The sequence below is a fragment of the Mesorhizobium sp. M7A.F.Ca.MR.148.00.0.0 genome (genome assembly GCF_003997735.1).
In the GTDB taxonomy this organism is placed as follows: Bacteria; Pseudomonadota; Alphaproteobacteria; order Rhizobiales; family Rhizobiaceae; genus Mesorhizobium.
Map to the genome: position 1 here is coordinate 1 of NZ_RZTB01000090.1, position 24396 is coordinate 24396.

The window sequence follows — 24396 nt, forward strand, 5'->3', positions numbered from 1 at the left end:
AGGCCCGTCTCTGTCCGTGTCCTTCAGCGGCGGGCTTCCTTCGTCAGACGCTTGACGGTCTCAATGATCGCGTTGGCCAGAGCTTCGCTCGGTTGCCACAGGGGCATCGGTTCCATGTGTCAAAGGTGAGGTCGGCACGATCAAGTCACCACGCACCGGTAACGGTGAGCGTGCCGACCTCATCTGGGGCTAAATGACCAGGCCTGCAAGCTACTGGCAGAATGAAAGCGCAGCAATTAATCCTGTTGGCCTAGACTGCCCGTCAGGCCATTCCGCGATAGCACCATAGGCATGAGAGTCGGGGATATATTAGCTTGAGCTTGCGGCGGCCCCCTCCGCCCGCCCGGCCGGCGCCTAACGTCCCAACAAACCCGCCACAGGCGCCGGCCACCCTCGCCTCGGTCGCCTCCGAGATGTGCAGTGTTGAGTGGATGCGTCGTCGCGTCGAGGGCTCGTGGCTTCGCCTCTCGGATAGCTCGCAAGGTCGCATGGCGTAGTTTGTCCTCGCGCTTGAAGGTCTTCACGCGGCCGATAAGGCTGCCGCTGCTCGGCACTCCAACTTCGATGAGGCGTATGAGGTCGCGCTCGCGGGCGCAGTACCGCGGAAGCGCGGGTGGGGTCTATTGCGTGCGTCACCTGCGTGGTCGCAAACGGAGGTCGGCTAGTCCGCCGAATGACTTTATCGCCGTAGCTTCCCTACTCCCAATCGATTGTTCAAACAGCGTATAACCCTTTGAAATCTCTGTCAAATATTTTCCAGAACTGCTAAAATTCCGACACTAGAACCGTCAAAAAATTACGCTCTTGATTTTAAAGGGAAAATCGCCACAAAAAATATTTCGAGGTTTCACCAACTATCGGGACCATCCGGGCGATTTTCGAATTTTATGACGTCCACCAGCGTGCCCAAGTCGCCTCAAAAAGTACCGTCGCCTTCTCAACTAGGCATTTTTCATCGCAAAATGAGCCGTTGTCGCGAGTCCGGGTGGATCGTCCGTATGGTCCCGCAACCGCTCCGCTTCTCCGATAATGCCAAGTGCTTACTAGGTGCGATGAGCCGGCCGCCGGCGGGACAGACGGCAACCCTTGCCATTCACCGGACGGGAACTGTGCATTTTTTCCAAAAGCAGGAACATACCTGCATCGCCCAAGTTAGACATCGACGGCATTGGATCACGGATTCTTTCTCGCATTCTCCAGTCTGACAGAGTGCTCCATGATTCTTTGATGCTCGAACCAATGGGCAGGACAATGTACCGCTGTCAGCTTTTCTTATCTGCCTTTGGCCTGATGTTGGCGGGTGGCCTGTCCCCACAGGGCCAAGCCATGGCACAGGCGCCCTGCCCGGCCCACCACGATAAGCTGCTCGCTGTCCTCAAGGCCAATGTGAAAGCGAGCGGCGGACCTGCCAACGGAGGCTTTGAGACCAACGAATGGGCGGCTGTCGTTGCCCGCGACGGCGCCGTGTGCGCGATCGCTTTCAGCGGTCCCACCGCCGATTCCCAATGGCCGGGCAGTCGCCTCGTCGCGGCAGAGAAGGCCAATACGGCCAATGGGCTCAGCTTGGCGCAAATGGCCCTATCGACGGCCAATCTCTACGCGGGGGCGCAACCTGGCGGGCCGCTTTTCGGCTTGCAGGAGACCAATCCGGTCAACCAGGCCGCAGCCTATGCGGGCGATCCCAAAACGTTCGGAAGCGCCAGCGATCCGCTCGTCGGCAAGCCGATTGGAGGCGTCGTTGTGTTTGGCGGCGGGCTTGGCCTCTATGACGGAAAGAGCATCGTCGGAGGCATCGGGGTCTCCGGAGATTCCTCATGCGCCGATCACAATGTCGCCTGGCGTGTTCGCGCGGCGCTCGGCCTCGACAAGGTTCCCGCCGGAGTCAATCCCAATCGCAAGGACGCCATCGTCTACGATCTGGATCCCGGCGGCAAAAGCGCCTCGGGCTGGGGCCATCCGCTTTGTGCCGGCACCGAGGCTGACATCGCGGCGGAGCTCGGCGCCGGGGTGGGAGGCTCGATCCACAAATGAAAGGCATGCTGCACTCGGCACAGGCGCGCGTTAACGAAGGACGAGGCGCCCGCGCATTGGCGATCTGGAATTCTTTTCGGACCTGCATACTCTCGGTGATGCTGCTGGCATGCGGCCCATTCCTGAGCGGTGCCTCGGAGCCGCCATCGGCGGCGGCTATTGCGCCGCCCGCCGCCGCCGCGCCACCCGATGACGGGCAATGGACTATGCCGGCCAAGAACTACGCGTCGACCCGCTTCAGCGACCTGACCGAGATCAACGAAGGCAACGTCAAGAACCTGCAGGTCGCCTTCACCTTCTCCACCGGCGTGAACAAGGGCCAGGAAGCAGCGCCGCTGGTTGTCGGCAACATCATGTATATCGTCACGCCCTTTCCCAACATCGTCTACGCGCTCGACCTTTCCAGGCCCGGCGCGCCGATGAAGTGGAAGTACGAGCCCAACCCCGAGCCGGCGGCACAAGGGGTGGCCTGCTGCGATGTCGTCAACCGCGGCGCGGCCTTCGCCGACGGGCGCATCTTCTTCAACACGCTGGACGGCCACACGATCGCCCTCGACGCCAACACAGGCAAACCAATCTGGAACGCTCATATCGGCAACATCAACATCGGCGAGACCATCACCATGGCTCCGCTGGTGGTGAAGGGCAAAGTTTTGGTCGGCAATTCCGGCGGCGAAATGGGCGTCCGCGGCTGGGTCAAGGCGCTGGATGCCGGAGACGGGCATATTGTCTGGACGGCTTATGGCACTGGACCCGACAAGGATGTGCTGATCGGCCCGGACTTCAAGCCCCACTATGACATGGACAAGGGCACAGACCTTGGCGTGACGACATGGCCGCCGGAAGCCTGGAAGATCGGCGGCGGCAATATGTGGGGCTGGATCTCCTACGATCCGGCCTTGAACTTGATCTTCCACGGCACAGGCAATCCAGGACCGTGGAATCCGGATTTGCGGCCCGGCGACAACAAATGGACGTCCGGTATTTTCGCGCGTGATCCCGATACCGGAGCGGCGAAGTGGTTCTATCAGTGGAGCCCGCATGACCTCCATGACTATGACGGGATCAACGAGCAGATTCTTCTGGACATGACTTGGCAAGGCAAGCCGCGCAAGGTCCTCGTCCGACCGGAACGCAACGGCTACCTCTATATCCTTGATCGAACCACTGGCGAGGTGTTGTCCGCCACAGCCTACGGTCCGGTTAATTCCAGCAAAGGCGTCGACCTGAAGACCGGCCGCCTGATTGCAAACCCCGACAAGAAGACCGGCACCGGCAAGGTGGTCCGAGACATTTGCCCGACAGCGTCCGGCCTCAAGGACTGGCAGCCATCGGCCTTTTCGCCGAGGACCGGCCTGCTCTACATCCCCCACAACAATCTCTGCATGGATGAAGAAGGCGTCGAGGTAAACTACATCGCAGGCACGCCCTATGTCGGCATGAACGTACGCATGATCCCCGGGCCGGGCGGCAATCGTGGTGCCTTCACCGCCTGGGATGTTGCCGCTGCGAAGCCGGCCTGGGTCCTGAAGGAGAACTTTCCGGTGTGGAGCGGCACCGTCGTCACTGCCGGCGATGTCGTCTTTTACGGCACCATGGAAGGCTGGTTCAAGGCGGTCAGCGCCAGGACTGGCGATCTCCTTTGGCAATTCAAGACATCGTCCGGCATCATCGGCCAGCCGATAACCTATCGCGGCCCCGATGGGCACCAATATGTCGCAATTCTGTCAGGCGTCGGTGGCTGGGCCGGTGCCATCGTTTCCGGCGACCTCGACCCGCGCGATGCCACCGCGGCACTTGGCTTCGTCAACGCGATGAAGGATCTAAAGAACGCTACCACGGCGGGAGGCACGCTTTATGTGTTCCGGCTGCCTTGATGGATTGGACTTGACCGTACGTCCGGCGCGAAAGGCGTTCCAACGGGTGGCGATCGGCATGGCCGGGCTCGCCTTGTTGCTCTTGCCGGCCATTGCCAATCCACGTGAGTTGAGAGTGTGCGCCGACCCGAACAACATGCCGTTTTCCAACGCGGCCGGTCAAGGCTTCGAGAACAAGATCGCGGAAATCATCGCCACTGATCTCGGCGCCAAGCTGACGTATACTTGGTGGGCGCAGCGCCGTGGCTTCATCCGCAACACGCTGAAGGCAGGCCTTTGCGATCTCGTGCCCGGCACGCCTGCCAATCTCGAAATGCTGCGCACGACCACGCCTTACTACCGTTCGTCTTATGTCTTTGTAACCCGCCAGGACGGCCCGGACGTGGCCTCCTTCAACGACCCGCGGTTGCAAGAATTGCGTATCGGTGTTCAGCTCATCGGCGACGATGGCGCCAACTCGCCGCCAGTCCAGGCGCTTGGCCGCCGCGGCATCGTCGGGCACCTCATCGGCTACCCCGTCTATGGCGACTACTCCGCTCCCAACCCTCCGGCGCGCATCGTCGAAGCTGTCGCGAACGGCGAGATCGATCTTGCCGTGGTCTGGGGTCCGCTCGCCGGCTATTTCGCCCAGCGGCAAAAGGTGTCGCTCCGGATCACGCCGGTCACGCCTCGCATCGACGGACCGCAACTGCCGCTAATGTACGACATCTCAATGGGTGTTCGGCGCGAGGACGATGTGCTGCGTGGCGATGTGAATAGCGCGCTTGCCAGACACAAGGCCCAGATCGACGCGGTTCTGGCGCAATACGGCGTACCGCGTCTGGACATGGCCGGGAGTCCGGCGCGATGAGGCAGGCTCTGGCGATGTTACTGCCCTTGACGCTGGCCCTGGTCGCCTGCCAGCGCGAGGAGCGCGACACGCGACCGCAATCGGCGCTCGGTTCAGGTGAGCAGCCGACGCCCGTGACCACGTTGGAGCCGGGCGGACAGCGACCCTCCCCCACCGATAACAAGGCGGCGACCTTCGAGGCCAACGCCTTCCACATGAGCGAGGGCAAACGCCTGTTCAGCTGGTTCAACTGCTCGGGCTGCCATGCCAATGGCGGTGGCGGCATGGGCCCGGCGCTCATGGACGAGAAGTGGCTCTACGGCAGCTCGATCGAAAGCATCCACGCCACGATCCGCGACGGCAGGCCGAACGGGATGCCGAGCTTCGGCCAGAAGATACCCGATGACCAGATATGGGAGCTGTCGGCATATGTGCGTGCACTGGGCGGCAACGCGCCCTCCTCCGCCGCGCCGCAACGCAATGACGGCATGATGGTGCATCCCTCGGAAAACCGCCTGCCGGATGCCGCGACACTGGGCAAATCACCGTGAGGCGCCCGGCTTCGATGACCTTCGCTCTCTGTCTCCTGCTTCTGCAGGGATGCGCAGGCTGGCAGTCGGCGCTGGATCCGAAAGGCCCCGCAGCCGACGAGTTGGCTTGGCTGATCTGGTTCTTCACCGCGCTTTGCGCGGTTGTGTGGGTGCTGGTGATGATCGCGCTCGCAGCACCGCTGGTTATGCGATCGCGTCCCGGCGATGAACCCCTCTTACTCGACGAAGCGGCCGAACGCCGCAAGATGCGCGTGGTCGCGTCCGCCGTCGGACTGACCGCCATCATCCTGATCGGACTGACGCTGCTAAGCTTTTTCGCCAACAGGACGCTGGCTGCGATCGGCTCGGAGGCTGTGCTGACAATCAGGGTGACCGGGCACCAGTGGTGGTGGGAGTTGCGCTACGAGGATGCTACGCCGAGCCGCATCCTGACGACGGCAAACGAGATCCATATCCCTGCCGGCGAGCCGGTGCGGCTGCTATTGACCTCGACCGATGTGATCCATTCCTTCTGGATCCCAAGCTTGGCCGGCAAACTCGATCTTATCCCCGGCCACATGAACGTGCTGGATATCAAGGCGGACAAGCCGGGCGTCTACCGCGGTCAATGCGCTGAATTCTGCGGTGCGCAGCACGCCAATATGGGCACCTTCATCATCGCCGAGCCGCGCCCGAAATTCGATGCCTGGCTGAACGACCAGTTGCAGCCGGCCGGCGCGCCGGCGAGCGGCGAAGCCAAGGCCGGCGCGGACCTGTTCCTCAAACGCCCCTGCGTGATGTGCCACAGGATCGGGGGAACGCCGGCCGGCGGAACGGTGGCTCCCGACCTCACCCACATCGCCAGCCGGAAAACATTGGCGGCCGGAACGCTGACGATGAGCCGCGGCAATCTCGCCGCCTGGATAGCCGACCCGCAAGGCATCAAGCCGGGTTCCCACATGCCAGTGGCAGATCTCAACGGCGACGAGCTCAACGCAATCGTCGCTTATCTCGAGGGGCTGAAATGAGCAGCGCCGATGTCACAGGCGACCGCCACATCCCGGAACCAGACCCCGCCAAGGGCGACCTTGCTCCCGAACGTGACGGCCCCCGCGATACGGGCATGGATGATGCCAGCCTGCATCGCTGGCTCGAGCGCACCTGGCGGACGCCGTCCGGCATCGTAGGAGCGCTCTCGAGCGTCGATCACAAGGTGATCGCACGACGCTATTTGATCACGGCTTTCGTCTTCCTTGGTCTTGGCGGTCTCAACGCTGTCGCCATGCGTATCCAGCTTTCGGGACCGCAACGCGGCCTGATCGGGCCCGACCTCTACAACCAGCTGTTCACCATGCATGGCGTTACGATGATGTTTCTGTTCGCCGTGCCCATCGTGCAGGCGACCGGGATCTACCTGGTGCCGCTGATGGTGGGCACCCGCAACATCGCGTTTCCGCGCCTGAACGCGTTCAGCTATTGGATCTACGTCTCGGGCGGCGCTTTCGCCTGGGTGTCCTTCGCCCTCAACATGGCTCCTGATGTGGGCTGGTTCGCTTACGTGCCGCTGTCCGGCCCCGAATTCGCACCGGGCAAGCGCGCCGATGTCTGGGCGCAGATGATCACCTATACCGAAGTGTCGTCACTGGCCGTCGCGGTGGCAACCATCGTCACGGTGTTCAAGCAGCGGGCCCCCGGCATGTCGCTGGACAAGATCCCGCTCTATGTCTGGGCGATGCTGGTCACTTCCTTCGTCGTCATCTTCGCGATGCCGGCGGTGATGATCACCTCGACTTTCCTGATCCTTGACCGGCTGGTCGGCACGCACATCTTCAACCCGGCGGAAGGTGGGGATGCTCTGCTGTTCCAACACCTCTTCTGGTTCTTCGGCCATCCGGAGGTTTACATCATCTTCCTGCCGGCGACGGGCATGGTGTCCGCGATCATTCCTGTTTTCGCCAGGCGACCGACATTCGGTCATCTCGGGCTGGTCCTGTCGCTGATCGCAGTCGGCTTCCTGTCGTTCGGGCTCTGGGTTCACCACATGTTCGCCACGGGATTGCCTAAGCTCGGCGCCAGTTTCTTCACCGCATCCAGCATGCTGATCGCCATTCCAAACGGCGTGCAGATCTTCTGCTGGCTTGCAACACTTTGGGACGGCCGGCCGGTGATCCGGACGCCATTGCTGTTCGTCTTCGGCTTCTTCTTCATCTTCGTCATCGGCGGGCTGACCGGCGTCATGCTCGCCTCTGTGCCATTGGATCTTCAGGTGCACGACACCTATTTCGTCGTCGCGCATTTCCACTACGTGCTGATCGGCGGCTCGGTGTTCCCGCTGCTTGGCGCGGCTTATTTCTGGTTCCCGAAGATCACCGGCCGCATGATGAGCGAACGCCTTGGACGGTGGCATTTCTGGCTGGCCTTCATCGGGTTCAATGCGGCCTTTTTCCCGATGCATCTCGTCGGCCTATGGGGCATGCCACGAAGGGTCTACACCTATCCGGCCGAGCTTGGCTGGGGCAACATCAACCTTTTCATCTCGGCAGGGGCGCTACTCTTCTTCCTGAGCTTTGTCCTGTTCACCTTCAATCTTGTGCATGGCGCGTTGAAAGGCACCTCGGCCGGCAACAATCCGTGGGACGCAGGAACCTTGGAGTGGGCAACGTCCTCGCCACCGCCGAGCTATAATTTCGCACGCATTCCCATCGTCACCCATATCGAGCCGCTCTGGGCCGAGCGCGAGGCGCTCCCTGTAGCGACCGGGCTCCGCGTCGATGCGCGCGAACTCCTCATCTCGACCTTGGCCGAAGCTTATCCCGATATTCGCGAGAAATCGGCCACACCGTCGATCTGGCCGCTTTTTGCGGCGCTAGCCGTCGGCGGCACGTTTCTCTATTCGATCTTCACGCCTTGGGCGATCGTCTGGGGCGCCGCGCCGATCGCCATCACGTTGATCGGTTGGTTCTGGCCGAAGGGCGATCCGGAGGACCAGGAATGAAGCAGCGCGCCGCCGCCGATCTTTCTGGCCTGCCGACCTTCGGGCACGGTCCGCGCAGCCCCACCTGGTGGGGCACGCTCGGCTTCATGGCGTTGGAAGGTACGGGTTTTGCGCTGGCAGCGGGCGCATATCTCTACCTTGCGCTGTCGTGGCCAGCATGGCGGCTTAGCGCACCGCAGCCGAACCATTGGCCCGGAACGATCGTGACGATTTTGTTTGTCGTCAGCCTTGTGCCCAACCACGTCCTCCACCGCCACGCCAAGCAATGCTCCATGGTTCCGGTGCGGATCGGCCTGGTGGTCATGTCGCTGCTCGGCATCGCTCCGCTCGTCGTGCGCTGGTTCGAATTCCCCGCCCTCAACATCTATTGGGACACCAACGCCTATGGATCGATGCTCTGGGTGCTGCTTGGCCTGCACACCACGCACCTCATAACCGATGTCGGCGACACCATCGTGCTGACAGTGCTGATGTTCACGCGCCACGGCTATAGCGGCCGGCGCTTCGGCGATGTCGGCGACAATGTCTTCTACTGGGATTTCGTGGTCCTGACCTGGATCCCGATCTACGTGCTCATCTATTGGGCGCCGAGGCTAGGCTGAGATGCGAGCGTTGCGGTTGGGAACGTCCTGGGGTGGTCTTCTGTCAGGTCCGCTGGCCTGGGCGGTCTCGACACAGCTGAATTATGCACTGGTGCCTTGGCAATGCAACCGTCAGGTGCCAGTCGTGCTTCCCGTGGCGCTGCTGCTCGTCTTGTTGTCGCTGCTCGGCGGGGCGCTGTCGTGGCGGGCGAAGCGGCGAGGCGGTGCCGCATTCAAGCCGGAGCGTACGCGCGGCACAGAGCGCTTCGTCGCCAATCTCGGGATGTTGTCGGCGTTGCTGTTTGCGCTTGTGATCCTCATGCAAGGCAGCGCGGCGCTGATCCTGGATGGGTGCCTGCGATGAACCTGGACGCGCTGTTCCCTACTTCCATCTGCTACGGCGCCGGCGCGCCCGGGGCCGGGTGGACGCTCGCGCTGCCCATCACCCTGCCACTCGCCGTGCTTGCCCTGATATATGTCGTTGGCGCTGGCCGGCTTTGGCGGCGCAGCAGCCGCGGCAGGACGTTGCGGCTGCGCCAGGCTCTGCTGTTCACGGCCGGATGGAGCGTGTTGACAGCCGCATTGGTCAGCCCGATTCATGTGCTCGGCGAGCAGGTCTTTGCGGCGCATATGATCGAGCATGAGCTGCTGATGGCCGTGGCGGCGCCGCTGTTGGTCTCTGCCTGCCCGGCTGCGGCCTTGATGTGGGGCCTACCCATCCGGTTCCGGCGCATCCTGGGAAATGCCGGACACGCCAATTGGCTGAGGGTGGTCTGGGCCTTCGCAACGCGGCCGATCAGCGCGACCATTATCCACGGCATTGCTATATGGATTTGGCACATTCCGGTGTTGTTCGAGGCCGCGCTCGAACGCGGCGTACTGCACTATGCACAGCACGCGAGCTTCTTCGGAACAGGGCTGCTGTTCTGGTGGGTCCTCTTGCCGCGTCCCGGCCGCCAGCATGCCTATGGGAGCGCAGTGATGCACCTCTTTGTCACCTCGCTGCATACCGGGCTGCTCGGCGTTCTCCTGTTGCTCTCGCCACGCCTCTGGTACCCGGAGAACGCCGTGGGAGCGGCACTGTGGAATTTGAGCCCCCTGGAGGACCAGCAACTTGCCGGACTGGTGATGTGGGTTCCGGCTGGATTGATATATGGCGGCGCAGCGCTGCTGCTGGCCGCGTTGTGGATCAAGGCGAGCGGAAGGGAGGCGGCGCATGCGTACGAGCTTGTCTAAACTGCTTGCCGCCGTCATCGCCGCGCTGGTGCTGCTCGTCGCGGCCGTGGCCGGAATGACCTGGTGGTCCGATCGGGCCGCGCGCGTCCGCCACGAGGCGGAGGCGGCCACGGGCGGTGACACTGCGAGGGCCTTGCCGATCATGACTGCGAATGGCTGTTCCGGCTGCCATACGATTACGGGCGTGCCGGGCGCGCAAGGGCAGGTCGGTCCTAGCCTGGATGCCAGTCTTGCTAACCGCGTCTTTATTGGCGGCGGGCTGGCCAACAATCCAGAGAACCTGATCCGCTGGATACGATCGGCCAGGGAAATCAATCCGCACACCGCCATGCCGTCGACCCGGATTACAGAGCAGCAGGCGCGCGATATCGCGGCTTACCTCTACGCCCTGAAATGACTCGAGCGGTTCACCGTTTGAACAACAACGCCGGCCCTTCTGAAGAGACCGACTATCGTTGATCCAGGATCATTCAAGCTAGGTTTGACGCTGAGACGGATCGGAAATCCGTTCACGCACGGCATGCTCGGTTTTGTCTGCTGTGGACTTCACGACCTCGCCGAGCTGATCGGCCATCGTGCCTGGTTCCATATTTTGCCGGCCAGCTTCCTGCTTGATGGTCTCATAGGCGTCGGCGGCGACCTGCTTGGCCTCATCGAGACCCCTGTCGAGCATGGTTCCGGCAGTATCGCGAAGCTTATCACCAAAGGCGCCTAGTTGCTCATCCTCCGTTGCGGTATGCGGCAGCATTGCACCTATAGCGGCGCCGATGGCGAGACCGACGGCCGCTACGGCCAAGGGTTGGTCCTCCAACAGATCTTGCGCGGAGCGGCTGGCTTTTGCCGCCATGTCACCAGTCCTCGAGCTTGCATTGGCAGCGCTTCCCGTCAGACCCGCCGCAGCGGCCCTTGCGGTGCTCGATATGGTATCGCCGACGCTGGTAGCGCTCGATGAGAGCGATTCCGCGGCATCGGAGAGCGTGCCGCCGAAGCCGCCGCGCTCCCCTTCATCATGTCGTCCCGGCGCTGAAGGCAATGGGTAGCCAGCCGAACCGTGGGCCGTGTTTGAGGTACCGCTGCCGAATATCAGCCAAGCAAGACCCGCGCCGACCATGGTGACCGGCAAAGGATTGTCTCGGACCTGCGTTTTGAGATTGCTGAGCATGGCCGAGCTCTCCCCTCCCGAGAACAGCCCGGTGAACTCATCCAGCAATTGTCCGGGCGTCATCTTGCCTCGAATGGATTCGGCGGTCTCCATCACCCGGGCGCGAGCTGCCTCGGCCTCGCGTTCAAGTTCGGCTGCGGATTTCTCTTTCATCTCACCTGTTCCTTGATCACGCTCGCGTCGCGCTTAAGCTGTTCCTGGGTCCGGTCGGGGGTAAGTTCCGAAGGCGCCATGCTGGCCATCCCGGTCCGCAGCAGGATGACGCCGAGGACCGCCACGACCACACCGACCAGCAGGGAAGACCACCCCGCGCCTAGCCCTGCCCGCGTCAGTGCGATAACGAGTGCCTGCAGCAACACCAATAGCGCGGCGAGCAGGCAAATCGCGCCGCCCAGTACTTCCGCGGCACCTGCTCCGGCTTTGGCAAGCTTTTCAGAGAGCTCCGCCCGAAACAGCCTGGCCTCGGTTTGCACCAGAGTGGTGACATTCTGGGCCAAGTCGGTGATCAGTCCGGTAAGGCTGGGATTGTCCTGGGTGTTCATCTGTCCTGCTCCGCGTTCTGCGTGGCCCCATCATCGCCAACGAGGCCCGAATCCTGCGAACGATCAACGGACCAACGCTGTGCCTGATCGGTGTGTGATTTGAGGTCTCCCGCAGCATCCTGGAATTCTGGACCCGCCGGCGGAGAAGCCTTGATGAACCGCCCGAGAGCCAATCCGGCCAATACCGATCCGGCAAGCAGGACACCGGGATTTTGCCGGCCAAAGGATTGCACGTCCTCCAGGACCTGGCCGAACGGTTTCTGTTTCAATGACGATGAAAGCCGCTCCAAGCCACCGGCGGCATCCAATGCGAACTTCGATGCGTTCCTTTCATCGTTGTTGGCCAGATGGTCACTGGCCGCGCGCAGTGCGCCGCCCAGCGCCGCCAGACTCGATCCGATGTCGCGCTGAGCTTCCTCCGCCTTGTCGGAAATCGCATCCCTGGCTTCAGATGCATAATCGCCAGCCTTACGGGTCACCGTGTCACGCGCGTCGTGAAGCAGCTCGCTGGCACGTTCTTGTTCCTGGCGAAGCCTGTCGGAAGCGTCGCTTTTCGCCTTGTCGAAATCGGTGGGCTGTCCGCCCTGATCGTTCTCATGCTGCATGGGCCACCTAGTGAAGACCGAGGAAGGAGAGGACCGCGAGCACGACAACGATAAGGCCGATAAGATAGATGACACTGTTCATGTGCACGTCCTCCGTGGCTTCCCAACTTCGTGGAACCTCCGATGTTCCACTAGGTGAAAGCATTTATGATCAGACTGAAACGGAGAGCTCGTCAGACACGCAACAATCAGGAATGAGCTGAGCTGCCCCTCGTGCGGAGGTTCACTGGCTCGAGTACAAACCTTGTGCTCCCGACTGCGGACGGGTCGAGCGGAAGGCCGCCGGTTGCCTCGGCTTTGGCTGACCTTTGTCTATTCGGCTGTCCGCCTTTCGATCATCTGCTCGCTCTGGACGCCCGGCACGTCCCTGCGCTGTTGGACGCCTTCAACGAAGCGAGGATGAAGGCATAGAATACGTGCTGATGCTTCATTCTCCTGCGGGAAGGAGCAGAGATATTCAGTTCGCCCATGTCTTCGAACGCCGCGACTGCTGCATGGTGTCGTGTGCACGCGCTCCGACGGATTGTTCCGTCCGAGCAACACCTAATTCATGCAACCTTGGAAAACAGGGCGACGTCGCATCTGGCCAAGCCGTAGCGCCACCGATGATCGGTCGTGGCGACCCGGCTTTGGTAAAACAGCGAAAGTTGTCCCCCTTCGATCATCACGGTCGAGTGGCCGTTCTCTCCCGGCTGGCCTGGTTCCAGCACCGGTCCTATCGACACATAAGGTCCAGCAACATCATCGGCGATGGCAAAAAACACGCGTTGCCGGTTTCCCCGAAGGCCAATCGGGAGAAAGCAAGTGGCATTGAGAAGCACGCGGCCATCCGGCAATTCGACCAGTTGTGCGCCCTCTATCCCCCATTCGTAGTCGGGATCCTCTCTCGTGTTGTGGTGAGGAACTTCATTATGGTCGAGGATCTTGCCGATCCGCTTCCAAGGGCCGAACCATGAATCGGATTGGCTACGCGCGAGATAGATGTCGGGCTGTGGCACCCTGGTGAATTTTGGCATGGCGGAATAGACGAGGTAGCGCTTGCCGCCAATAACCGCGGGATGCGGATCGTAAATGCCATCTTCCTCCGTGTCCGGGATGGCGAGGATTGCCGGGCTAAGAACCACCCAATGGAACCCGTCATTGGAAACCGCATGCTCGCAGCGGCCACCAGACTTCATGAACTCGGTCTGGATGAACATGTGAAAGACGCCACTTTCGTGAATGACCCCCGGAGCCGCAACACCACTCCCATTGATAGGAAGCTCGATCGACTGATGCTCGGTCCACGGCCCATAAAGGTCCGGCGCCGTGGCATGCAGGATCCTCCACGTCTCGCTGGTCACCGTGCCGCTCGAGCCGAAGACGTGCCACAGGCTGCCATCAAAGACGGGGCAAGGGTCCTTGAGATCATCCACGCTTTGCGGATGAAACAGCGGAAAAACATTGGTTGAAAAGTCGATCTTCATATCAGCCCCGGAATTCGCCTGGCACGGACTCGCCAGTGATGCGGGCGAATCAACTTGATGTCCTGCACATTTTATAACCAGCGACTTAAACGCAAATACGGCAGGTCAGTTCTCCACCGACATTCCCCCGTCGCTCACGCTTTCAAAGCCCGGCGACGCGTGGTGGCCGTTCTCAGCTCCGCGGAAATATCGTCGCATCCGTCATCCGAGCGGTGACTGAGAGCTCTTCACTTCACCTTGGAACAACTCACGCGGTGGAAAGTTAGGAGCTGGTACCGAAGTCTATTTCTCCTCCATCTGCGATTAACAAATGTTAGTCGCAGCATAAATTAAAGATTACAGGAAGGAAAATCTCAATGGAAGCAGCCGTGGGCAGGGTGTCCGCCAGTAAACACGCCGGCAGGGAAAATCTACTGGTTTGCTTCTCGCACTTGCGTTGGAATTTCGTCCATCAACGCCCGCAGCATATTCTCACTCTTGCATCCATGCAGCAGAGAGTGATCTACTTTGAAGAGCCTCTTTTTGAAGAACTGCCACAGCCGCTGATGCGGACGAGCGAGGCATCGCCAAACATTCTAATTGTGACACCAGTGCTTCCGCTCCGCGCGTCGGCCGCGAAATCAGATGCCGTCCAGCGGAGATTTGTTCAGCAGATCATAGCTTCTATGCCGCACAGCCGGCTGATCGCCTGGTACTACACGCCGATGGCTCTTCGCTTCACGGAGTTCCTTGACCCAGACATATGCGTCTACGACTGCATGGACGAACTCTCCGCCTTCAAGAATGCGCCGCCCGAACTGGCGCAGATGGAAAAGGAACTTCTGCGCCGCGCCGATCTCGTTTTCACCGGTGGCCTGAGCCTGTTCGAGACCAAGCGCCGCCTGCATCAGGCCATTTACCCCTTTCCGAGCAGCATCGATGTGAAACACTTTCACAAGGCAAGGCTGCCAGGAAAGGACCCCATCGACCAGGCCGGCATTCCTCACCCGAGGGTGGGGTATTTCGGCGTCATCGACGAGCGGCTGGACGTCGACCTCGTGGCGCTAGCGGCGCGGACCATGCCGGACGTGCATTTCGTCATGATCGGCCCCGTTGTCAAAATCGATCCTGCAATCCTGCCGAAGGCCGACAACCTTCATTGGTTGCGCGCGAAGGCCTACTGCGACCTGCCCGATTATCTGCGCCATTGGGATGCCGGATGGATGCCGTTTGCGCTCAACGAAGCGACCCGGTTCATCAGCCCAACCAAGACGCCAGAGTTTCTGGCGGCGGGCCTGCCGGTGATCTCGACGGCAATCGTCGACGTTGTGCGCAGCTACGGCGCTGCTGGGCTGGTGGAGATCGCCGACGGTGACGACTTGGACAGCAAGCTGCGCTCCCTGCTTTTGCGACCGCGCGAGATGCTGCTGCCGCAAGTCGATGCCTATCTGGCTGACATGTCGTGGGAAAGAACATGGAAGGCCATGGCCGCTCACATTGAGGGCGCCTACCGGCGCAAGAAGGTCGTCCCGCTCCGCAGGAGCGCATAGCCATGTTCGATTGGCTGATCGTGGGCGCGGGGTTTGCCGGCAGCGTTCTTGCTGAAAGGATAGCCTCCCAGCGACATGAAAGCGTTCTCCTGGTCGACCGCCGCAGCCATGTCGGCGGCAACGCCTACGATTGCTACAATGAAGCCGGCATCCTCATCCATCGTTACGGGCCTCATATTTTTCACACCAACAGCCAGTCGATCGTGGACTACCTCTCGCAGTTCACCCAATGGCGCACATACGAGCACAGGGTTCTGGCGGCGGTCGACGGGAAACTGCTTCCCATCCCGATCAATCTCGACACGATAAACCGCCTTTATGGCCTCGAGTTGAATTCCGCACAGTTGGAGGAGTTCTTCGCATCGCGGCGCGAGACGGTAGAGGACGTGCGAACGGCCGAGGATGTTGTCGTCAGCACCGTGGGACGCGAGCTCTACGAGAAGTTCTTCCGTGGCTATACAAGGAAGCAATGGGGCGTCGATCCGAACCAGCTGAGCAAATCAGTGACGGCACGAGTGCCGACCAGGACCAACCGCGATGACCGCTATTTCAGCGACAGCTTCCAGAAGATGCCTGCCGGCGGATACACGAGGATGTTCGAGCGCATGCTCGATCACCCGAACATCAAGGTAATGCTGCAGACCGACTTCCGCGAAATTCGTGACAAGATACCATTCAACCGCCTGATCTATACCGGCCCGATAGACGAATATTTCGGCTGGCAGCTAGGGCGTCTTCCTTATCGTTCGCTCCGTTTCGAGCACGTCACACTCGACCAAGAGCAGTTTCAGCCGGTTGCCGTCGTCAACTACCCCCAGACGGAAGATTACACCCGCATCACCGAGTACAAACATTTGACCGGCCAACGGAGCGTGCGGACCAGCCTGACATACGAATATCCCACCGATATCGGGGACCCGTACTATCCGGTGCCGCGGGCCGAAAACGAAGAGCTCTACAAGCGCTACGAAGCGCTCGCCGCAACCTGTCCCGACGTGTGGTTTGTCGGCCGCCTGGCAACCTACCGCTACTACAACATGGATCAGGTGGTCGGGCAGGCCTTGGCAACCTTCGCACGCATTCAAAAGAGCGTCCCGGAATGGGCGGGCGTGGGGAATACGTCGTTGGCCGAAGGGGCGCTGTAGCTCCCCCATCTGGACCCGGGAGCATCGGCGCGGGGCCGACAGGCGCTCGCGCAGATCCTCGTGCAGCTCATGTGTTTAACGCGTCGGGTTCGCCGCGAACAAAGCTTGCTGGCGGGCCAATTCGTCCGCGACGGGCTTGCGGACGTGTCGGCTGCCGTCCGCCTGGACGACTGAAAACAATCCCACCTCCGCATGCCGCGAATTGTCCCAGCCCGGATAGGCGGTTACCGGGTAAAGGCAAATACCTTCGATCGGGGCTTTGAGGCTTTCTGCGGCACGCACCTCGTCGCAGACATAGTGGAGCCAAGCCGGCCCGCCAGACCCCTCGGAGCCGGTCTCGGCGATGAACATAGGCTTGCTGTATCGATGCGCGACTTCGATCAGCATCTCCGATAGGGCACGGTACTCGTGATGCCCCATCGGAATCGTTGGCCCGTTTAGGTACCACTGATTGTGTGGATAAAAATTCAAGCCAACGACGTCGATGACATCTTCGCTCCCACCCAGCTCAGGTTCGGCCCGGCCCAGCAGCATGTCGTAAGCTTCGAACTGTCCCTGACGGGCATTTTCGGCCCGGCGCCGTTCGGTGCGGGTCCGGTCGCGAGGAGCGATGTGGATAAGCGGCTCGGCCCAGACAAATCTGCAAGCGGGATCGACCTCCCGCATCGCGCGAACGCCGGCTATTGCTGCTTTCACGAGGTGCCGCTTGAACCATCCCCGCTTCTTCGGGCCGACGCGCGGGAAATAGCCGACCTCAACAGCCCAGGCGAAAAACGAAATTTCGTTGATCGGGCACAACAGAGGCGCTGTACCGGCGATTGAACGATGAACCCTCACAGCTTCCGCGGCGAACGAGGCATAGGCATCGATGAAATGCATCGACCCCTGATCAACATGGTCGGGAGATCCGTAGTGGAAGATGTCCCAGATGATCTGGACACCTGCCGATTGCGCTGCTTCGACCATCGGCGTCCAGCTTGACCAGTCATAGGTTCCAGGAGCGGTTTCGATGAGGTGCCAGCGCAAGCCGTCGCGGATGGTACGAAGACCGAGTTCGGCGCAACCGCGGTAATCGCCCAGGGCATGCAAATAATGCGACGTGGCGCGGATAAGATCGAGGCGAACGCCGTCCTTGCGCCGGTGAGACGAGCACTCGAAGCCAGCCATGAAAAAACTGGCGAACGGCGAAGCGCCCGCAATCGAAGTCACCTCATTGCCTTCGCTGTGTCCTGCTTCGCTCATGCGAAGTCTCCTTCGGGCATTTGGGCTCAATCTCGGCTGCCGAATGCAGATCGGGAACAGCCATAGCAATCCGGCGGCCGTCTCTCATCCATCAGGCTGCACATTGGTCCTGTGCTTAACGGGATGGTTCCAAACCGGATGGTCGAGCCTTTGTTCCCGATCGAACCCACCGGAGGGCAGACAGCAGCCAGGGAAGCAGCTGCGCAAGGCAAGTCGGGGGCGAGGCACACAGCCGTCATCGGATGATCCACCGTCCGACGAAGGCAGGGAACAGTACGTTCAAATTCGACTTTCCGACATCGATCATGCCAGGCGAGAGGATCGCAGCGACGTCGCCTGGAGTATCGAGCCGCTCCGCCGATCTTCCCGGTAAAGCCCGTCATTCGCTTCAAGCGGGAACATTGGTTGCCTCAACAAGTTTGATCGCCATAGCAATGGCCGCAGCGGGCGGGCGCACGGATGAGACATCTGGTCAAAGATATCCTGATCGAAATCGCTGAAATGCTTCCGGCCATCACTCAAAAGGGCGAAAGCTCAGCCGAAGCACTGCCCGTCCATGCGCCGAACTTCCCCCACGATCTGGAGCCGGTGATCCGGGCAGACCCTTCCTACCAAGTGCCATCGCAACGCACCGACGATCGGCATGAATCAGTCGCAGTCCCGAGCAAGCTGCAAGCTGTATGGAGGGATATGGCGCCGGCTGTGATGATCGTACCTTTGCCAGTCACTGTAGATGAAGACATGGTCAACGCTCACGCCTCCGACGGGGCAGCATGGACGGCGTCGAGTGCCGAGCGAACGGCTTCAACGTTTGAAGCGTGAGGCTGGGCTCACGGCCTGAAGATCCAGCGGCCGTTGGGCCTGCGCCTCTTTATCGCGCATCGCTTCGGCGCCGACATGAACTTTGCTCACACCCAGTACGCTTCTAACCTAGCACTGCAATTGCACTGGTTCTTCAGCACCGCCGCGTTGGTGATCGCTATCTTTGACTATGCTGATTTGCGGCTCTTGGCCTTTGGCCGATCTTGGCCGATGCCTTCCTTGGCGAGGCTCTTTCGAAGAACCGAGGCCAGGTCGACAACGTTCTCCTGGGGCTTTGGTGCCGGTTTCGGGGGTTTTTTGCCCTTGCGTTTGGCGTCGATCATGGCAATCAGCGCATCCTCGTAGGTATCCTCGAATTTCGAAGGATCGAACTTTGTCACCTTCTTGTCGATGAGAAGCCCCGCGATTTCGAGCAGATCCGCATCATACTTTGGGCTTTTCACATCGTCGAAGACGGTGTCTTCCGACGTCATCTCATTGTGGGTCCGTAGCTCGGTCAGCAACATCCCTTTTCCAAGGGGCTGTATCAACACTTCGCGCCCGCGCTGATAGAGTACGACGCAGGAGCGTGCCGCAACGCGCTTCTTGGCCATCGCATCGCGCAGGACGGCAAAGGCCTCCAGAGAGGCACCGTCTGCCGGGATCAAATAGTATGGTTTCTCCAGAAAGCGTGTGTCGATATCGGCAACCGGAACGAAGGAATCGACGTCAAGTGTATGCTGCGACGTCAGTTTCAGTTTCTTTATCTCGTCCGGCTCGACGTGAATGAAATCACCCTTGTCCGCCTCATACCCTTTGATCTGATCCTCGGCTTCGACAACATCGCCGGTCTCTTCATCGACATAGGCGCTTTTGACGGGTAAACCGTCCTTGCGGTTCAAAATCTTGAAGTGGATCTTGGATGCCTCACTTGTGGCACCAACTATCTTCACCCCGCATGACACGGAACCGACCCTCAGAAAGCCCTTCCACACCGCGCGTGGCGCAACCATGCCGTTTCTCCTAGACCTCGATCTCGGCACAACGTCAGGCACACGGTTCTGTTCCGCGACGTGCGCCGGCATCTTTCCACCCGATCGCAGGAGCAGACGTCGCTTTCACAAGCATAAGAGGTGCTTAAGGGTGCTTCAAATGCATCGGAGCTCTGGCTCAGTGCGACAAAAAGCGTTCGCGTAAGGGAGTCGGCAGGATCAAGCGGACCAAGCTCGGGTTGAGTGACCGTGCCGACCTTAACTGGACACAAGCGTGGGCCGAATGACCTGACGCATACGCTACCGGCACAAGGGAAATGCTACAATTAAGACTGGAGGACTTGTTGTGAACATGGCGCTATTTATACCCGAGTTGCAACGGTAATCACGTTCCGGACCGAATAGTATCACGGCGAAGCCGTGCTACTCTGGCGTCCCAAGCCCTGCCAACTATTCCCCGTAGGCCATCGGCCGATTCCTCCAAGACATAGCAACTCAGTCGACATTCCGCCCGCAGGATCTCCCCTTGCGCAGAAAGCTCCTTGTGCTGGCGAATAAGATCATCCAGGCGGTCCAGATAAGGTGCGCGGCTCATCAGCCTTCACCCCGCAGCATCTCTTCGAAAGTAGCTTCATCGAAGTAGGCTCCGGAGTGCTGGAACAGCCACATCAGACGGGCGCTCAGTGCCTCGGCCTCGACGCTGCCTTCTGCTAGCGCACGCTCTTTGCAGGCCCGCTGAAACACCTGCTGTAGGAGGGCGAGTTCTTCGGGATTTGCAACGCCGATGGTAGCGGGAGCGGTCATGGCTTCCTCCGTTGGGGCGGAAGCATGTTCTTCGCTCACAGCCGGCGGTGCCCTGAAACTACCGCCGATGAGACTAGACTACGCTCATATTGGCGAGAGTCGATTCAATAATAATTTAGTCACGACCGGCAGGAGCATTCTAATGCCGCTCTTTCAAAAATCGGGCTTCACGAAGCAGCGAATTCCAATCCGTGCCGATAAGCTTGATCAGACCGCGCGCATCCGGCTCCGAAATGCCGACTTCTTCAGACAAACGTCGGGCAAGCAATTGCTCATTGCCCTTCTTCACACGGCCGTCGCCATCCTTTTTCATTGGTTCCTCCTTGGGAAGCCAACTTACGGAATGACCTTTCGTTTCATGGAATAAGAAAAAAGCCCGCCGTCCCATTAGCGGCAGCGGCGGGCCGTCCCTGGGATAACGGGACTCGCTGGGGTGTTGGTTTCCCCTGCTGTCGCGGGCGGTGCAAAGCAGGTGCCACCTATAAGGTGAACCAACACAGCACACCTCGCGGGCGACTCGCCGCGAAACAGACCTTGGTCTGGTATCGACCCGCCTTGCCGACCTAGCACGACGGGCGTTCGGGAGCGGCTACACCCTGAGAGTTGACCCCTTTGCATCAATCTGCAACAGGGCAACAGTTCCAAGACACGTCAGCAGCCTTCCGTGGTCTTTTTCATCTGGCCAGGAGCAGCCGAGTTAGCATCGGTATCCTGTTGACCTGGCGCGGCCTGCTTGGCGCTGCCAGTTTGTTGACCTGGAGCGCAGTCCTTGGCGGAGTTCGAGTTAGAGTTCGTTCCACTCGTGGTGGTCGAATCCGTTCCCTGATCGGTCGTAGTGCTCGGCATTGTCTGGGTCGTCGAGGTCGACGATCCGCCTGTGGTCGTGGTGGTCGATTGCGCAACAGCGAGGCCAGTTGACAGTACCATAATGGCTGAAGCCAATAGAACCTGTTTCATGATCAACTCCATATTGGAATGTCCCTTCGGTACCGAACTTCGCTGCGAAAAGACGGTTCCAAGAAAAAATTCGCAATCGCATGCACCTCACGTTTGGACGGGCCCGCACCACTTGCGCGCGTCGGGGCAGCGTCAGCGGGTAAGCGACCTAGCCCTTGGATCGACCTTTCTTGAATGATTGCGAAGCCTTGGCTTCGGCAGCAAGGCGTTGTTCTCGAAGTCGCGCAGTTTTTGTATCTCGCGCCTCTCTCTCGGCCGCGTTAGCAATCTTTGCCTCACGGTCTGCGCGCTCCAATCGGTCTTTGTCGACGCTTCGCCGGGACACATTGGCCTCCTACCAGAAGACCGTTGAATTTACAGTTTGCTAAAATGTTCCCCGCGATACGGCATGTCCACGCAATGTGGCGGACTTCCCGGCCCTTCCGGGGAGCCAACAATGCAAAAGCCCGCTACCGTTAGGCAGGGGCCTTGAGAGACAGGCAACTTGGAGAAGGGCCGGCCCAACAAGCTTCCTTTGTAGTACCAATCAGTGCGGCCTTTAGTCAGTCGGCCCCGAGCTGAGGGGCGATGAGCCGGGCGAAGCCCTCACCGCCGACAGTCGCTCACGCTTGTCAAAATGAGCCTGCTGATTCGCTATCTCCCTTCGGCTGTCGCATAATCACATACCGCGTCGCCTCGGCTTGGGTGCGTTCAATCGCAAGCCAAACGCGAGATGGCCAAGGGATTATCACCCCTTTCTGGCCTGCCGCTTTCTTTCTTGTGGCTTGTGCGGAATTCTGGCGGGCTCAACGGAGCTGGAGCCCCTGATGTTACGTCAAAATTCGAACCCAGCCTATGTCATAGGTTAATGCACGGCCTAGGCGGCTCCCTTAAGGGTGCGGCTTATTCACGTCGGGAGCGTTGCCGCACCCCAAGCGAGCAACCGAACGTGGCCTCTTCTACCGCTGGGCACTGAGGTCCCAACCAGGGGTCCTGGGTGCGTTCGCGTCTTTCCCAACTGCCGACCCATCAGTCCGGCGCCTCTTTACGGCTACCCGGAACTTTTGAAGCAAATGCAAGTTCGATAATCAACATCAGCTAGGTAGCCAATTTGTCACCCACCTCATCCTTGGATGTCCTTATTCGCAAGCTCCAGAGCATCTCGGATCTCCGAGAGGCCGATATCGAGGTTTTGAAAGGCATCCAGATTCAGGAGAAGGATTTTTTGGCCAACTACGACCTGGTGCGTGAGGGTGACCGCCCTGTCAATTCGTTCGTGGTTTTGGATGGCCTGCTCGGTTCCACCAAACTTACCGGCGACGGCAAACGGCAGATTACATCCTTCTTTGTGGCTGGTGATATTCCCGATCTGCACGGACTGCATCTGTCGGTCATGGATTGCAATTTTACGACCCTGACAGCAGCCAGACTGGGCTTCATGCGACATGACGCTCTTCGCACCATTTGCGAACAGCATCCTCGAATCGCGACGGCTTTTTGGCGGTCGACGCTGATCGATGCAGCGGTTTACAGAGAATGGGTAACGAATGTGGGAAGACGCGAGGCATACACGCGCATGGCTCACATCTTGTGCGAACTGATCTTTCGCTTGCGCTCGGTTGGACGCATCCAGGATCACGTCGCGGATCTTCCGATTACCCAAGCAGCACTTGGCGATGCATTGGGCTTGTCTACAGTCCACGTCAACCGAATGCTTCAGGAACTTCGACGTAGGGGCCTCATCGCCACGACGGGGTCAAGAGTGCATGCTCTTGATTGGCCCGGCCTCACTCGTGCAGGTGATTTCGACACAACCTACCTGCACCAAAGGAACCCCGCAGCTTAGTGGTGACGGAAGCTCTCGGATGGCACGATTTTTCTTTGACAGTGGCGATCACGATGTGGTCATCGAGGACGAAATCGGCATCGAATGTGCCGGTCTGGAGGAGGTGCGCCGCGCGGGCTTCGAGGGCCTCATCGACCTTACGAGAGATGTACTTACCGAGGTGGACGGGCAGCAAGTATTTGTTGAAGTGCGGAACGAAAACGGCGACAGGATTCTGAGGCTGAGCATCTCGCTTCAGATCAAGTTGATGAGATAACGTGCCTGACTTGCTGCGTCAGAAAGCTGCCGAGTGCCGGCACATCGAATGGCATGAGCGGCGAGGAACGCCGCGTGATCGGACTATCGCGCCAAGACGCCGCCATTTCGACCGACGAACAAGTTCGGTTCTCCCACACGAAGAAATCGGCAATTCACAACAGCAGCAGGCCATGGCCCGTCTCATATTTGGCCCAATCCGACCGATTTTTAATCGGTGTCGCCTATTTTTGTATGAAGTTCTGGAACGCGCATTCCCAGCGCTCCTTCATGTTGTCTCAGCAGTGGGTGTCGATGTGCAAAGAAAAGCGAATGAAGCAAGCCGGGTTGCGAAAGGCCAGGAGCTTGAGGTCGAACATCTTGTCGAGGTCACGGAAATTGACCGCGAGCAGGCCCGAACGCTGCTTCGCAAGCATGGAGCCGATTGGCCGAAGCTCAAAGACGAGGCGGAAGCTCTGAAGAAGGAAGACTAGTCGTCACCTTCCCAGCGGTTGGCGAGAAAGCTGTTCCAGCTCATCCTCATCCGTGATTCCCGCCTGGTAGTAAGCCAGAATACGTGATGCGCGCCGTTCCCTCTCGGTTGCGGTTTCGTTTTTAATTTTGCTGCGTGCGAAGACGCGACTGAGCAGGGCAAGTTCTGATGGGGTGAAGGCGTCTCTATGCATCGCATCTCAACTCCCGTGCGTCACCGTCTCTAGAGGGCCGCGGCGCGCTGAAGCTTGATTGCAGCGCCGGCCAGCAAGAGATCGCAGAACGGGTCGTCCGGCGCGCGCTAACGCTGGACCAGAAAGAATGTCCCGCGCGTTTTTCGGACACTAAACAAAAAGGCCCATCGGGCCCCGAGCCAGCAACGGCCTTTTACCGGTCTACATGTGATCTCCTTTAACTATACCGGAAAGCCTCTTCCTTGACGGGAATTTCTGGTCTTGCTGTGCGCTTAAAGTTGAGAAATGGCAGTTATGATCTTGGACAGAAAGAATGGCTTGGCGAGC

26 protein-coding genes are annotated in these 24396 nt (G+C 59.9%); 16 read left to right on the forward strand and 10 right to left on the reverse strand.

Annotated elements, in window-relative coordinates:
- Positions 1-1326 precede the first annotated feature (1326 nt).
- The 10 genes from EOB49_RS25000 (at position 1327) to EOB49_RS25045 (ending at position 10476) form a co-directional block, all read left to right on the forward strand.
- Entirely contained in the window at positions 1327-2031 is a 705-nt protein-coding gene (locus EOB49_RS25000; protein WP_127382553.1) for a heme-binding protein, read from the forward strand.
- Positions 2028-3908, forward strand: coding sequence for a methanol/ethanol family PQQ-dependent dehydrogenase (locus tag EOB49_RS25005; protein ID WP_127382542.1), 1881 nt, complete (start codon positions 2028-2030; stop codon positions 3906-3908). Before EOB49_RS25000 ends, EOB49_RS25005 begins: the two co-directional genes overlap by 4 nt.
- On the forward strand, positions 3889-4758 hold the full coding sequence (locus tag EOB49_RS25010; RefSeq protein WP_127331654.1) for a substrate-binding domain-containing protein: 870 nt from the start codon (positions 3889-3891) through the stop codon (positions 4756-4758). The genes EOB49_RS25005 and EOB49_RS25010 overlap by 20 nt, the downstream gene beginning before the upstream one ends.
- Positions 4755-5288, forward strand: coding sequence for a c-type cytochrome (locus EOB49_RS25015; RefSeq protein ID WP_127382543.1), 534 nt, complete (start codon positions 4755-4757; stop codon positions 5286-5288). The genes EOB49_RS25010 and EOB49_RS25015 overlap by 4 nt, the downstream gene beginning before the upstream one ends.
- A 14-nt stretch (positions 5289-5302) precedes the next feature.
- Complete coding sequence (gene coxB, locus EOB49_RS25020) at positions 5303-6295, forward strand: cytochrome c oxidase subunit II (RefSeq protein WP_127331652.1); 993 nt, start codon at positions 5303-5305, stop codon at positions 6293-6295.
- Entirely contained in the window at positions 6292-8262 is a 1971-nt protein-coding gene (gene ctaD, locus EOB49_RS25025) for a cytochrome c oxidase subunit I (RefSeq protein WP_127382544.1), read from the forward strand. Before coxB ends, ctaD begins: the two co-directional genes overlap by 4 nt.
- The gene (locus EOB49_RS25030) at positions 8259-8864 is read left to right on the forward strand and encodes a cytochrome c oxidase subunit 3 (protein ID WP_127331648.1); all 606 of its coding nucleotides are present in this window, start codon (positions 8259-8261) and stop codon (positions 8862-8864) included. Before ctaD ends, EOB49_RS25030 begins: the two co-directional genes overlap by 4 nt.
- A 133-nt stretch (positions 8865-8997) precedes the next feature.
- Positions 8998-9207, forward strand: a complete 210-nt coding sequence (locus tag EOB49_RS37965) for a hypothetical protein (RefSeq protein ID WP_245469322.1) — start codon at positions 8998-9000, stop codon at positions 9205-9207.
- A complete protein-coding gene (locus EOB49_RS25040; protein WP_127382545.1) occupies positions 9204-10079 on the forward strand; it encodes a cytochrome c oxidase assembly protein in 876 nt (291 codons plus the stop codon). Before EOB49_RS37965 ends, EOB49_RS25040 begins: the two co-directional genes overlap by 4 nt.
- Positions 10060-10476, forward strand: coding sequence for a c-type cytochrome (locus EOB49_RS25045; RefSeq protein ID WP_127382546.1), 417 nt, complete (start codon positions 10060-10062; stop codon positions 10474-10476). Before EOB49_RS25040 ends, EOB49_RS25045 begins: the two co-directional genes overlap by 20 nt.
- A gap of 78 nt (positions 10477-10554) precedes the next feature.
- Here EOB49_RS25045 and EOB49_RS25050 read toward each other — a convergent pair whose 3' ends face one another.
- The 4 genes from EOB49_RS25050 to EOB49_RS25065 form a co-directional block, all read right to left on the reverse strand.
- Complete coding sequence (locus EOB49_RS25050) at positions 10555-11394, reverse strand: DUF3618 domain-containing protein (protein WP_127382547.1); 840 nt, start codon at positions 11392-11394, stop codon at positions 10555-10557.
- Complete coding sequence (locus EOB49_RS25055; protein WP_127318951.1) at positions 11391-11783, reverse strand: phage holin family protein; 393 nt, start codon at positions 11781-11783, stop codon at positions 11391-11393. Before EOB49_RS25055 ends, EOB49_RS25050 begins: the two co-directional genes overlap by 4 nt.
- Complete coding sequence (locus EOB49_RS25060; RefSeq protein WP_127382548.1) at positions 11780-12388, reverse strand: hypothetical protein; 609 nt, start codon at positions 12386-12388, stop codon at positions 11780-11782. The genes EOB49_RS25055 and EOB49_RS25060 overlap by 4 nt, the downstream gene beginning before the upstream one ends.
- Before the next feature lie 548 nt (positions 12389-12936).
- Positions 12937-13854 (reverse strand): hypothetical protein, encoded by a 918-nt coding sequence (locus EOB49_RS25065; RefSeq protein WP_164781800.1) that lies wholly within the window; start codon positions 13852-13854, stop codon positions 12937-12939.
- 356 nt (positions 13855-14210) lie between these two features.
- On the opposite strand from EOB49_RS25065, the gene EOB49_RS25070 reads away from it, so the two are divergent.
- Both EOB49_RS25070 and glf read left to right on the forward strand, forming a co-directional pair.
- A complete protein-coding gene (locus EOB49_RS25070) occupies positions 14211-15383 on the forward strand; it encodes a glycosyltransferase family 1 protein (RefSeq protein WP_127382549.1) in 1173 nt (390 codons plus the stop codon).
- Between the two features lie 2 nt (positions 15384-15385).
- Positions 15386-16528: a UDP-galactopyranose mutase gene (gene glf, locus EOB49_RS25075; protein WP_127382550.1), complete on the forward strand. Its 1143-nt coding sequence runs from the start codon at positions 15386-15388 to the stop codon at positions 16526-16528.
- Between the two features lie 75 nt (positions 16529-16603).
- Here the strand turns inward: glf and EOB49_RS25080 are convergent, their stop codons facing one another.
- Positions 16604-17770, reverse strand: coding sequence for a beta-glucosidase (locus tag EOB49_RS25080; protein ID WP_127382551.1), 1167 nt, complete (start codon positions 17768-17770; stop codon positions 16604-16606).
- A gap of 459 nt (positions 17771-18229) precedes the next feature.
- Between EOB49_RS25080 and EOB49_RS25090 the strand changes: the two genes are divergently transcribed.
- Complete coding sequence (locus tag EOB49_RS25090) at positions 18230-18592, forward strand: hypothetical protein (RefSeq protein WP_164781801.1); 363 nt, start codon at positions 18230-18232, stop codon at positions 18590-18592.
- Between the two features lie 167 nt (positions 18593-18759).
- Here the strand turns inward: EOB49_RS25090 and EOB49_RS25095 are convergent, their stop codons facing one another.
- The 4 genes from EOB49_RS25095 to EOB49_RS25110 form a co-directional block, all read right to left on the reverse strand.
- Positions 18760-19584, reverse strand: coding sequence for a Ku protein (locus tag EOB49_RS25095; protein WP_127318961.1), 825 nt, complete (start codon positions 19582-19584; stop codon positions 18760-18762).
- Between the two features lie 573 nt (positions 19585-20157).
- A complete protein-coding gene (locus EOB49_RS25100) occupies positions 20158-20367 on the reverse strand; it encodes a hypothetical protein (RefSeq protein ID WP_127266476.1) in 210 nt (69 codons plus the stop codon).
- Positions 20368-20506: 139 nt separating this feature from the next.
- Positions 20507-20680: a hypothetical protein gene (locus tag EOB49_RS25105; RefSeq protein WP_127266475.1), complete on the reverse strand. Its 174-nt coding sequence runs from the start codon at positions 20678-20680 to the stop codon at positions 20507-20509.
- Between the two features lie 338 nt (positions 20681-21018).
- Positions 21019-21324: a hypothetical protein gene (locus EOB49_RS25110; protein WP_127266474.1), complete on the reverse strand. Its 306-nt coding sequence runs from the start codon at positions 21322-21324 to the stop codon at positions 21019-21021.
- Between the two features lie 1090 nt (positions 21325-22414).
- Here EOB49_RS25110 and EOB49_RS25115 point away from each other — a divergent pair.
- Genes EOB49_RS25115 through EOB49_RS36570 form a run of 3 tightly spaced genes read left to right on the forward strand, consistent with a single transcriptional unit; the run spans position 22415 to position 23877 of the window.
- Positions 22415-23149, forward strand: coding sequence for a Crp/Fnr family transcriptional regulator (locus EOB49_RS25115; protein WP_127318124.1), 735 nt, complete (start codon positions 22415-22417; stop codon positions 23147-23149).
- Positions 23150-23168: 19 nt separating this feature from the next.
- Positions 23169-23405: a hypothetical protein gene (locus EOB49_RS25120; protein ID WP_127266472.1), complete on the forward strand. Its 237-nt coding sequence runs from the start codon at positions 23169-23171 to the stop codon at positions 23403-23405.
- Position 23406: 1 nt separating this feature from the next.
- Positions 23407-23877, forward strand: coding sequence for a hypothetical protein (locus EOB49_RS36570; RefSeq protein ID WP_206526141.1), 471 nt, complete (start codon positions 23407-23409; stop codon positions 23875-23877).
- A gap of 3 nt (positions 23878-23880) precedes the next feature.
- Here EOB49_RS36570 and EOB49_RS25130 read toward each other — a convergent pair whose 3' ends face one another.
- A complete protein-coding gene (locus EOB49_RS25130) occupies positions 23881-24069 on the reverse strand; it encodes a hypothetical protein (RefSeq protein ID WP_127296097.1) in 189 nt (62 codons plus the stop codon).
- Positions 24070-24396 lie beyond the last annotated feature (327 nt).

Excerpts from the sequence above, each read along its gene's own strand:
- ctaD (WP_127382544.1), top strand. The coding sequence starts at position 6,292 with ATGAGCAGCGCCGATGTCACAGGCGACCGCCACATCCCGGAACCAGAC.
- EOB49_RS25065 (WP_164781800.1), bottom strand. The coding sequence starts at position 13,854 with ATGAAGATCGACTTTTCAACCAATGTTTTTCCGCTGTTTCATCCGCAA.
- EOB49_RS25000 (WP_127382553.1), top strand. The coding sequence starts at position 1,327 with ATGGCACAGGCGCCCTGCCCGGCCCACCACGATAAGCTGCTCGCTGTC.
- EOB49_RS25045 (WP_127382546.1), top strand. The coding sequence starts at position 10,060 with ATGCGTACGAGCTTGTCTAAACTGCTTGCCGCCGTCATCGCCGCGCTG.
- EOB49_RS25030 (WP_127331648.1), top strand. The coding sequence starts at position 8,259 with ATGAAGCAGCGCGCCGCCGCCGATCTTTCTGGCCTGCCGACCTTCGGG.
- EOB49_RS25040 (WP_127382545.1), top strand. The coding sequence starts at position 9,204 with ATGAACCTGGACGCGCTGTTCCCTACTTCCATCTGCTACGGCGCCGGC.
- EOB49_RS25110 (WP_127266474.1), bottom strand. The coding sequence starts at position 21,324 with ATGAAACAGGTTCTATTGGCTTCAGCCATTATGGTACTGTCAACTGGC.
- EOB49_RS25095 (WP_127318961.1), bottom strand. The coding sequence starts at position 19,584 with ATGGTTGCGCCACGCGCGGTGTGGAAGGGCTTTCTGAGGGTCGGTTCC.
- EOB49_RS25070 (WP_127382549.1), top strand. The coding sequence starts at position 14,211 with ATGGAAGCAGCCGTGGGCAGGGTGTCCGCCAGTAAACACGCCGGCAGG.
- EOB49_RS25130 (WP_127296097.1), bottom strand. The coding sequence starts at position 24,069 with ATGCATAGAGACGCCTTCACCCCATCAGAACTTGCCCTGCTCAGTCGC.
- EOB49_RS25080 (WP_127382551.1), bottom strand. The coding sequence starts at position 17,770 with ATGAGCGAAGCAGGACACAGCGAAGGCAATGAGGTGACTTCGATTGCG.
- EOB49_RS25120 (WP_127266472.1), top strand. The coding sequence starts at position 23,169 with ATGGCACGATTTTTCTTTGACAGTGGCGATCACGATGTGGTCATCGAG.
- glf (WP_127382550.1), top strand. The coding sequence starts at position 15,386 with ATGTTCGATTGGCTGATCGTGGGCGCGGGGTTTGCCGGCAGCGTTCTT.
- EOB49_RS25005 (WP_127382542.1), top strand. The coding sequence starts at position 2,028 with ATGAAAGGCATGCTGCACTCGGCACAGGCGCGCGTTAACGAAGGACGA.
- EOB49_RS25100 (WP_127266476.1), bottom strand. The coding sequence starts at position 20,367 with ATGACCGCTCCCGCTACCATCGGCGTTGCAAATCCCGAAGAACTCGCC.
- coxB (WP_127331652.1), top strand. The coding sequence starts at position 5,303 with ATGACCTTCGCTCTCTGTCTCCTGCTTCTGCAGGGATGCGCAGGCTGG.
- EOB49_RS25090 (WP_164781801.1), top strand. The coding sequence starts at position 18,230 with ATGAGACATCTGGTCAAAGATATCCTGATCGAAATCGCTGAAATGCTT.
- EOB49_RS25055 (WP_127318951.1), bottom strand. The coding sequence starts at position 11,783 with ATGAACACCCAGGACAATCCCAGCCTTACCGGACTGATCACCGACTTG.
- EOB49_RS25060 (WP_127382548.1), bottom strand. The coding sequence starts at position 12,388 with ATGCAGCATGAGAACGATCAGGGCGGACAGCCCACCGATTTCGACAAG.
- EOB49_RS25050 (WP_127382547.1), bottom strand. The coding sequence starts at position 11,394 with ATGAAAGAGAAATCCGCAGCCGAACTTGAACGCGAGGCCGAGGCAGCT.
- EOB49_RS25105 (WP_127266475.1), bottom strand. The coding sequence starts at position 20,680 with ATGAAAAAGGATGGCGACGGCCGTGTGAAGAAGGGCAATGAGCAATTG.
- EOB49_RS25010 (WP_127331654.1), top strand. The coding sequence starts at position 3,889 with ATGTGTTCCGGCTGCCTTGATGGATTGGACTTGACCGTACGTCCGGCG.
- EOB49_RS25015 (WP_127382543.1), top strand. The coding sequence starts at position 4,755 with ATGAGGCAGGCTCTGGCGATGTTACTGCCCTTGACGCTGGCCCTGGTC.